Origin of the sequence: Streptomyces sp. NPDC005761 (assembly GCF_040630635.1) — a bacterium.
Classification (GTDB): Bacteria; Actinomycetota; Actinomycetes; order Streptomycetales; family Streptomycetaceae; genus Streptomyces.
The window spans coordinates 1-8,519 of sequence record NZ_JBEXXX010000088.1; the positions used below are offsets into that span (position 1 = coordinate 1).

An 8,519-nucleotide genomic window follows, 5' to 3' on the forward strand; every position below is an offset into this window, starting at 1 on the left:
ATCGGGGCGACCCTCCGCCTTGCGATCGCACGCACCAGACGCCGCCGGACCCGCCCTCCGGGCGGACGGCGCTACTTTCGAAACACGCCCTAGGGGGAGTCGGGCCCTTATATCGGGCATACGAGCTTCTGCCGGGCTTCTCAGGGCGTACTCAGGGTCCTCTCATGTTCGCTGGACACTCTCGTAGACATGACAGAGAGCCAGCGCCCGAGCGGCGAGTACCCGATGTACCCCTCGTACGGCAACGGCGACGCGGCCTACCCGCCGCCGCCGTCATACGAGCCCGTCCAGCCGGTCGCGATGGGCCCCGGCACCACCGTGTGGCCGGCCCCCGGCACAGCCGGCGGACACTCCGGCGGCGCGGGCCACGGCGGTGACGGCTTCCACGGGCTGCCGCAGGCCGCACCCGAGCCCGCCCCCTCCCGTCGCCGCGCCCGCCGGCCGGTCGCACTCCTCGCGGCGGTGGCCATCGCGGCCGCGATCGTCGGAGGCGGCACCGCCACCGTGATCGGGCAGCTCACCGACAACGACACCAGCGGCACGGCCGCCGGCGTCGTACCCGGCACCACCGTCTCGCAGAGCAACAAGGGCACCGTCTCCGGCGTGGCCGCGGCCCTCTCGCCCACGATCGTGGAGATCGGCGCGACCTCGACCGCGGGCCAGTCCACCGGTTCCGGCGTGGTCATCACGCCGGACGGCGAGATCGTCACCAACAACCACGTCATCGCCGGCGCCTCGTCCATCAAGGTCACACTGAGCACCGGCAAGACCTACTCCGCCGACGTCGTCGGCACCGACGCCGACAAGGACCTCGCGCTGATCAAGCTCCAGGGCGCGAGCGGCCTGAAGACGGCCACGCTCGGCGACTCCTCCAAGGTCGCCGTCGGCGACCAGGTGGTCGCGATCGGCTCCCCGGAGGGCCTCACCGGCACGGTCACCAGCGGCATCGTCTCCGCGCTCGACCGCGACGTCACGGTCGCCAAGGACAGCGACAGCGGCAGCGGCCAGGAGCAGGGCCAGGGCAGGCAGGGCGGCGGACAGCAGTGGCCGTTCGAGTTCGGCGGACAGCAGTTCAACGGCGACACGGGCGACTCCACCACCACGTACAAGGCCCTCCAGACCGACGCCTCACTGAACCCCGGTAACTCCGGTGGCGCCCTGATCAACATGAACGGCGAAATCATCGGCATCAACTCCGCGATGTACTCAGCGAGTTCGTCCAGCGGCTCCAGCAGCTCCAGCGCGGGCAGCGTCGGCCTCGGCTTCGCCATCCCGGTGAACACCCTCAAGGCCGACCTCGACACCCTGCGGGCCGGCGACAGCTCCTGAGCCGTGCCGCGCGGTGGTGCGCGGGTGGCGGCGCGAGGCTGAGAAGCTGGGGACCGCCCGGCCCTTACGGAACGAGAAGAGGACGAAGCAGCGATGAGCCCCGCCGAAGACGATCCGCAGCGCATCCTGATCGTCGACGACGAACCCGCCGTGCGTGAGGCCCTGCAGCGCAGCCTCGCGTTCGAGGGGTACGGCACCGAGGTCGCCGTCGACGGTCTCGACGCCCTCACGAAGGCTGAGTCGTACGACCCCGACCTCATCGTCCTCGACATCCAGATGCCGCGGATGGACGGGCTGACCGCCGCCCGCCGCATCCGGGCCACGGGAACCACCACGCCCATCCTGATGCTCACCGCCCGCGACACCGTCGGCGACCGCGTCACCGGGCTCGACGCGGGCGCCGACGACTACCTGGTCAAGCCCTTCGAGCTGGACGAGCTCTTCGCCCGCATCCGGGCCCTGCTGCGCCGCAGTTCGTACGCGGCCGCGGCGGGCCCCGTCCCCGACGACAACGTGCTGGCCTTCGCCGACCTGCGCATGGACCTGGCGACGCGCGAGGTCATGCGCGGCACCCGCCACGTGGAGCTGACCCGTACGGAATTCACCCTGCTGGAGATGTTCCTGGCGCACCCGCGCCAGGTGCTGACCCGTGAGCAGATCCTCAAGGCTGTCTGGGGCTTCGACTTCGAACCGAGCTCCAACTCCCTGGACGTGTACGTGATGTACCTGCGCCGCAAGACCGAGGCGGGCGGCGAACCGCGTCTCGTCCACACGGTCCGCGGTGTGGGGTACGCGCTGCGCTCGGGCGGGGGCGAGGGATGACGGGCCCACTCCAGCGGATCCGCGCCCTGCCCCTGCGCTCCCGGCTGGCGCTGCTGGTCGCGACCGCGGTGGCGGTGGCGGTGGCGGCGGTGGCCGGCGCGTGCTGGTTCGTGACGAAAGCGCAGCTGGAGCATCAGCTGGACACGACCCTGCGCAGTTCCAACGTCGACGATCGCTACCTGACCAGCCTGTACACCTATTGCCGGGGTGCCGCCCAGGCACCGCCCCGCCCCTACTCCGGCCTCACCGTCCAGCTCATCGACGCCCAGGGAACGGTGTGCCTCGCCCCCGAGTCGTCGGAACTCCCGGTGAGTCAGGCCGACCTCGCGGTGGTCGGTCACCAACGCTCCAGCGTGCTCCATTCGGCGACCGACGCGGACGGCGTGAAGATGCGCGTCTACACCGCACCGGTGAAGGGGCCCACCGACCTCGCCGTCTCCATCGCCCGCCCCCTGAGCGAGATCGACAAACCCCTCTCCACCCTCGCCTGGGTCCTCCTCCTCGTCTCCGGCATCGGCGTCATCGGTGCCGGCGCCGCCGGCCTCTGGGTGGCCCGCTCCGGCCTGCGGCCCGTCGACGAACTCACCGAGGCCGTCGAGCACGTCGCCCGGACCGAGGACCTCACGGTCCGCATCCCGGTCGAGGGCGAGGACGAGATCGCGCGCCTGTCCCGCTCGTTCAACTCGATGACCGCTTCCCTGGCCACCTCCCGCGACCGCCAGGCCCAGCTCATCGCCGACGCCGGCCACGAGCTGCGCACCCCTCTCACCTCGCTCCGCACCAACGTGGAACTCCTGGCACGCAGCGACGAGACGGGCAGGGCCATCCCCCCGGACGACCGCAAGGCACTGATGACCTCGGTGAAGGCACAGATGACGGAGCTGGCCTCACTCATCGGTGACCTCCAGGAACTCGCCCGCCCGGACGCGGCGGACCCCGGACCGCTCCAGGTGGTCGCGCTCCACGACATCGCCCGCACCGCCCTGGACCGCGCCCGTCTGCGCGGCCCCGAGCTGACCATCGACGCGGAGCTGGCCCCCTGGTACGTACGCGCCGAACCGGCGGCGCTGGAGCGGGCGGTCGTCAACGTCCTGGACAACGCGGTGAAGTTCAGCCCGCGGGGCGGCACGATCGAGGTGAACCTGCACCGCGGCGAGCTGACGGTGCGGGACCACGGCCCCGGCATCCCCGCCGATGAGCTCCCCCACGTCTTCGAACGCTTCTGGCGCTCCCCGTCCGCCCGCCAGCTGCCCGGCTCGGGCCTGGGCCTGTCGATCGTGGCGCGTACGGTCCAGCAGGCCGGCGGCGAGATCGATCTGCGCCCCGCGCCGGGCGGCGGCACCGAAGCCGCGATCCGTCTCCCGGGGGCGCCCCAGCCGCCGCCGGAGCCGCCGCAGGGATGAGCGCGCGGGGCTACGGCCCCTCCAGCCGCTCCGCCAGTGCCCGCAGCCCCGCCGCGATCCCGGCGGCGTCCGGTGCCTGCTCGGGGTCGGTCAGCCACTGGATCATCACGCCGCTCATCAGCGCGAGCTGCACCGAACCGAGCCCCCGCACATCCCCCTCCGAGACCTCCGCCTCCGGCACCCCGGTCAGTTGGGCCGCCACCCCCCGGCGACCCTCGCGCTGACCGGCGGCCAGGAGGGCAAGCAGGTCCGGGGAGCTCTGGGCGTGGACGAAGGCCTCCACCGAGGCGATCCAGAGCCAGCGGTCGGTGCGGTACGAGGTGATCTCCCGCGTCCACATGTCCGCGTACCGCTCCGCGGCCGACCCGCTCCCCTCCCCCACATCCGCGCCGAACGCCTGGCCCCACTCGTCGATCGCCGCGAACAGCGCCTGGTTGAGCAGGGCCTCACGGGAACCGAAGTGGTAGCCGATCGCCGCCATCGAGACCCCGGAAGCAGTGGCGATGTCGCGCACGGTGGTGCGGAGGTACCCCTTCTCCTCCAGACAACGCCTGGCCCCGGCCAGTAGATCCTCACGGTTTCCCATGCCCGGGATCGTACGGCTCCGCCGCTTGGGCAAGCGATCTATACAGACGTATTGCGCATGCGATCTACACACGCGTACAGTCACCGTCATGACTCAGCACAGTGCATCCCGACGTGAACTGACCATCGACGGCCGCCGCCTCTCCTACCTCGACCACGGCCCCGCCACCGGCCGCCCGCTGCTGGCCCTGCACGGCCACCTCTCCGAGGGCGCCTCCTTCGACGACCTGGCCGCCGAGCTCGGCCCGGAGTGGCGGGTCATCGCCCCCGACCAGCGCGGTCACGGCGACTCCGACCGGGCTGACGACTACAGCCGCGAGGGCTACGTCAGCGACCTGACCGCCCTGCTCGACCACCTCGGCACCGGCCCGGTCGTCGCAGTCGGGCACTCGCTCGGCGGTATCAACGCGCTGCACCTCGCCGCCGCCCGGCCCTCCGCGGTCACAGCCCTCATCAGCGTCGACACACCTGCCGACCTGCCGCACCAGGAGCCGGGCCCGCTGGCCTTCCTCGCGGGCTTCCCGTACACCGCGCCCACCCGGGAGGAACTGATCAGCGCCTGCGGTCCGGTGGGCCCGATGGTGGCACCCACCCTGCGGCCCCTGCCGGACGGCGACGGCTGGCGGCTGCCGTTCCACCCGCAGGACACGCTCGACTCCGAGCGGCAGGTGCACGGCGACCACTGGGCAACGTGGCTGGCGAGCGACTGCCCCGCCCTGGTGGTCAACGGCCGGACCAGCCAGGTCCTGCCCGCCGAGCAGGCCGCCTCGATGGCGTCACTGCGCCCGCGCACCTCGCTCGTCACACTGGAGACGGATCACTTCGTCCAGCTGCAGGACCCGAAGGGATTCGCCCAGGCGGTCGGGGAATTCCTCGCGACCCTGTGAACACCAGGCTCAGCTCGTCGGGTTGTGCCTGATCAGCGACTCCACCAGCCCCGTCCGGGTCGCCGGGAAGTCCAGCGGGACGATGCCGAGCCCGGTCCATCCCGCCGTCCCCGAGGAGTCGAGGAAGGAGTGGACCTGGGGATTGAGCCGGTCGGCGTTCCAGCGGGGCGGCAACAGCGCCGCAGTGCTCACGTAGTTCATGAACAACTTGCCCGGCTCCGCAGCCGCCCTGCGGAACTGCGCCTCGATCTTCGGGTACTTGGCGAACGGCTCTGCCATGTAGTCGTCCTGGATGTCGAAGAGCCCCGGATCGGCGTAGCGCACCCCGGGCAGACCGCCGTTGTCGGCCAGCAGGACCACCTTGCCGCGGGCCCCGCCCAGCGTCGGCAGCGCGGAGTCGATGTGGAACAGCGGGCGCCAGCCCTTGGCATCGAGGTACAGGTCGAAGATCCGGCGGAACGCTGCGTCGCTCTCCTCCGAGTACTCCTGCTTGACCCGCATCAGAACCGTCTCCGTCGGCCGCTGGGCAAGGAAGTCCCAGCAGGCGCCGAGGACATCGCCGAACATCAGGTTCTGGTACGAGGCCCCGTGGTGGATGGCGAACGAGTCACCGGTGATCCGGCACCGTACGTCGAGGAAGCGCAGCCCGCTGTTCAACTGCTCGGCGATCGTGGTGTTCTGGCACTCGGTCCAGGGGCCGCCGTAGCGGGCGCCCGAGTCGTGCGAGCCGGGGACGGTGAGCCGCTGGAGCGCGGTGGAGTCCGCGATGCCGCTCATCCAGTCCTGCACGGTGAGGGCTCGCCGGGTCGCGGCCCGGGCGGGCGCCGCACCGACGAGGGCGGTGGCGGAAACGGCGAGCGCTCCGGCCAGGAAGTGTCTGCGGTTCACGGTGTACGGGCTCATGCGGGGACGCCTCCGGGGGTGCCGTGTGGGGTCAGCCCCCGGAGTATGACCCGTACACATCACACAGGAAACGGGGCGGCGCGACCCGGGCCCCGGAGCGGCGCGAAAACGACGGATGCGCGGGCCGGGGCCTTCGCCCCGCCCGCGCATCCTCTGGTGCCGTACGCCCTACTGGACGACCGTGATCCGGTCCGTCGCCGGCGGGGCCAGCGGCGCCGAGGCCGTGGAGTGCGCCGCCAGGTAGGCGTTGAACAGGTCCAGGTCGGAGGGGCCGACGAGCTTGTTGGTGCCCGCTCCGAGGGCCGCGAAGCCGTCGCCGCCGCCTGCCAGGAACTCGTTCATCGCGACCCTGTAGGACTTGGCCGGATCGATCGCCTCACCGTTCAGACGGATCGTGCCGGTGACCACGCGGTCCGCACCGGCCTTCGTCATGTCCAGGGTGTAGGTGAGGCCCTCGGAGATCTGGAGGATCTTCGGGCTGGCCTCGTTCGAACCGCTGACCTGCTGCTGGAGCGCGGACACCAGCTGCGCACCGGTCAGGTCGACGACGTTCATCATGTTGGTGAACGGCTGCACGGTGAAGGACTCCCCGTACGTCACGACGCCGTCGCCCTCACTGCCCGTCGCCTTGTAGACCAGGTCGGCACGGATACCGCCCGGGTTCATGAACGCGACGACCGCCCCGCCCTTGTCCGCCGGGGCCAGACCCTCCAGCTGCGCGTCGGCGATCAGGTTGCCGAGCGGCTTCTCGGGGGCCGTCGAGCCGCGGCCGTTGATGTCGGCGGAGATGAAGCCCTGCGGCCGGTTGGCGATCGGCGCCGCGAGCGTGTTCCAGCGGGCGATCAGGTCCGTCATGTCGGTGGCCTTGGCCTGGTCCCGGGTGACGATGTGGTTCGCCGAGACCGGGTTCGCGGGCGCGGGGTGCTTCGAAGACGTCGACGGCTTCACCGCGGTGCGCACGATGTCCTTGGTGCGACGGTCGTACGTCAGCGTCGTGTCCGTGTAGAGCTTGCCGAACGACGAGGCCGAGGTGACCAGGCGCGGGTTGCCCGCCGGGTCCGGGATCGTGCACACGTACGCCTGGTGGGTGTGGCCCGTGACCAGCGCGTCGACCTTCGGCGAGATGCCCTTGGCGATGTCGGTGATCGGCCCGGAGATGCCGTCACCGGCGCCCGGGCTGTCGCAGTCGTAGTTGTACGCGGACGAGGCCGGGGCGCCGCCCTCGTGGATCAGCGCGACGATGGACTTCACGCCCTGCCGGTCCAGCTCCTTGGCGTACTTGTTGACCGTCTCGATCTCGTCGTGGAACTTCAGACCCTTGACGCCGTTGGCCGTCACGATGTTCGGCGTGCCCTCCAGGGTCACCCCGATGAAGCCGATCTTGACGCCGTTCTTCTTCCACACCGTGTACGGCTTGAGGATCGGCCTGCCGGTCTTCTCGTCCGTCACATTGGCGGCGAGGTACGGGAAGTCCGCGCCCTCGAACTTCTTGCCCTGCTCGTAGCAGCCCTCGACCGGGTGGCATCCGCCGTTCTGCAGGCGCCCCAGCTCGGTGGCACCCTCGTCGAACTCGTGGTTGCCGACGGTCGTCACGTCGAGGTCGATCTTGTTGAGCGCCTCGATGGTCGGCTCGTCGTGGAAGAGACCCGACAGCAGCGGGCTCGCCCCGACCATGTCACCGCCGGCCGCGGTGATGGAGTACGGGTGGCCCTTGCGCGCGGCCCGCAGCGAGGACGCGAGGTACTCGACGCCGCCGGCCGGGACGGCCTTCGTCGTGCCGTCCGCCTGCTTCTCGGTGACCGATCCGGCCGAGCCGGCCGGCGGCTCCAGGTTGCCGTGCAGGTCGTTGAAGGACAGCAGTTGCACGTCGACGGTCCGGGCCGGCGTGTGGTGGCCGCGGTCCTTGCCGTGCCCGTGGGCGCCGGCCGGCATGGCGGCGACCAGCGCGCCGACGGTGGCCAGACCGGCTGCGGCGGCGAGCACCCGCCGGGACGCGCGGTTCTTCTGCGGTGTCGCTGACATCGGTCCCCTTGTGAGTTCAGCGGGTGGTGTGAGGGTGGTGACGAGTCTGGAGACTGCGTGCCGCAGCCTAGAGTCAACGCGCGTAGCGCGACAGATGTTTGGGGTTACGAATAGGTTGCCGCCCGAGCGGAACGGGGCCATTCACCCATATGGGGTTCCGTCCTCAATCGCCGGACGGGCTTTGGTGCGGGTGCCCCGCGGGGCGCCGTGCCCGGGGGGTGGGGGCGGTGCCCCTCCGGGCAGACTCCTCAAAAATGGCGTGTGCACCCGACAACGCACTCGTACCCGGGTCGTACGCCATTTTCTGCGGGGACTGCCCTGCACGTCCCCACCCGACATCACTCGCGTCTGCGACAGTCGTCGGGCTGATCCGCAGACGCAGGACGGCCGGGGCCGGGGGCGTGCAGGGGAGTCCCCGCAGGACGACGAACGGATACCCGGGTTCGCTGCGTACCCGCGGAACGTTCGTCGTTTGAGGAGACGCCCCGGAGGGACCCCGGACCCCCACCCACCGGGCAAACGCGCCGCCGGGGCGGGGCACCCGCGCCACCAAGCCCGTCCGGCGATT

At 71.0% G+C, this 8,519-nt stretch carries 7 protein-coding genes; 4 read left to right on the top strand and 3 right to left on the bottom strand.

Annotated features, from left to right (window positions below):
• Nucleotides 1-189 precede the first annotated feature (189 nt).
• From ABZ434_RS35740 to ABZ434_RS35750, 3 genes are all read left to right on the top strand, one after another.
• Nucleotides 190-1,329 (top strand): trypsin-like peptidase domain-containing protein, encoded by a 1,140-nt coding sequence (locus ABZ434_RS35740; RefSeq protein WP_359146174.1) that lies wholly within the window; start codon nucleotides 190-192, stop codon nucleotides 1,327-1,329.
• A 93-nt stretch (nucleotides 1,330-1,422) separates the two neighbouring features.
• Nucleotides 1,423-2,151 carry a response regulator transcription factor gene (locus ABZ434_RS35745; RefSeq protein ID WP_148019481.1) on the top strand — a complete coding sequence of 243 codons (729 nt, stop codon included), beginning with the start codon at nucleotides 1,423-1,425 and terminating at the stop codon, nucleotides 2,149-2,151.
• Nucleotides 2,148-3,554 carry a HAMP domain-containing sensor histidine kinase gene (locus ABZ434_RS35750; RefSeq protein ID WP_359146178.1) on the top strand — a complete coding sequence of 469 codons (1,407 nt, stop codon included), beginning with the start codon at nucleotides 2,148-2,150 and terminating at the stop codon, nucleotides 3,552-3,554. The genes ABZ434_RS35745 and ABZ434_RS35750 overlap by 4 nt, the downstream gene beginning before the upstream one ends.
• Before the next feature lie 10 nt (nucleotides 3,555-3,564).
• Here ABZ434_RS35750 and ABZ434_RS35755 read toward each other — a convergent pair whose 3' ends face one another.
• A complete protein-coding gene (locus tag ABZ434_RS35755) occupies nucleotides 3,565-4,140 on the bottom strand; it encodes a TetR/AcrR family transcriptional regulator (RefSeq protein WP_359146181.1) in 576 nt (191 codons plus the stop codon).
• 88 nt (nucleotides 4,141-4,228) lie between these two features.
• Between ABZ434_RS35755 and ABZ434_RS35760 the strand changes: the two genes are divergently transcribed.
• On the top strand, nucleotides 4,229-5,026 hold the full coding sequence (locus tag ABZ434_RS35760; RefSeq protein ID WP_359146184.1) for an alpha/beta hydrolase: 798 nt from the start codon (nucleotides 4,229-4,231) through the stop codon (nucleotides 5,024-5,026).
• Nucleotides 5,027-5,035: 9 nt separating this feature from the next.
• Here the strand turns inward: ABZ434_RS35760 and ABZ434_RS35765 are convergent, their stop codons facing one another.
• Nucleotides 5,036-5,929, bottom strand: coding sequence for a phosphatidylinositol-specific phospholipase C (locus ABZ434_RS35765; protein ID WP_359146187.1), 894 nt, complete (start codon nucleotides 5,927-5,929; stop codon nucleotides 5,036-5,038).
• A 168-nt stretch (nucleotides 5,930-6,097) separates the two neighbouring features.
• Nucleotides 6,098-7,951 (bottom strand): 5'-nucleotidase C-terminal domain-containing protein, encoded by a 1,854-nt coding sequence (locus ABZ434_RS35770; RefSeq protein WP_359146190.1) that lies wholly within the window; start codon nucleotides 7,949-7,951, stop codon nucleotides 6,098-6,100.
• Between the last annotated feature and the right edge of the window lie 568 nt (nucleotides 7,952-8,519).

What these genes read in the sequence shown, in the direction of transcription:
- ABZ434_RS35745 (WP_148019481.1), top strand. Translation starts at nt 1,423, where the DNA reads ATGAGCCCCGCCGAAGACGATCCGCAGCGCATCCTGATCGTCGACGAC.
- ABZ434_RS35770 (WP_359146190.1), bottom strand. Translation starts at nt 7,951, where the DNA reads ATGTCAGCGACACCGCAGAAGAACCGCGCGTCCCGGCGGGTGCTCGCC.
- ABZ434_RS35740 (WP_359146174.1), top strand. Translation starts at nt 190, where the DNA reads ATGACAGAGAGCCAGCGCCCGAGCGGCGAGTACCCGATGTACCCCTCG.
- ABZ434_RS35765 (WP_359146187.1), bottom strand. Translation starts at nt 5,929, where the DNA reads ATGAGCCCGTACACCGTGAACCGCAGACACTTCCTGGCCGGAGCGCTC.
- ABZ434_RS35755 (WP_359146181.1), bottom strand. Translation starts at nt 4,140, where the DNA reads ATGGGAAACCGTGAGGATCTACTGGCCGGGGCCAGGCGTTGTCTGGAG.
- ABZ434_RS35750 (WP_359146178.1), top strand. Translation starts at nt 2,148, where the DNA reads ATGACGGGCCCACTCCAGCGGATCCGCGCCCTGCCCCTGCGCTCCCGG.
- ABZ434_RS35760 (WP_359146184.1), top strand. Translation starts at nt 4,229, where the DNA reads ATGACTCAGCACAGTGCATCCCGACGTGAACTGACCATCGACGGCCGC.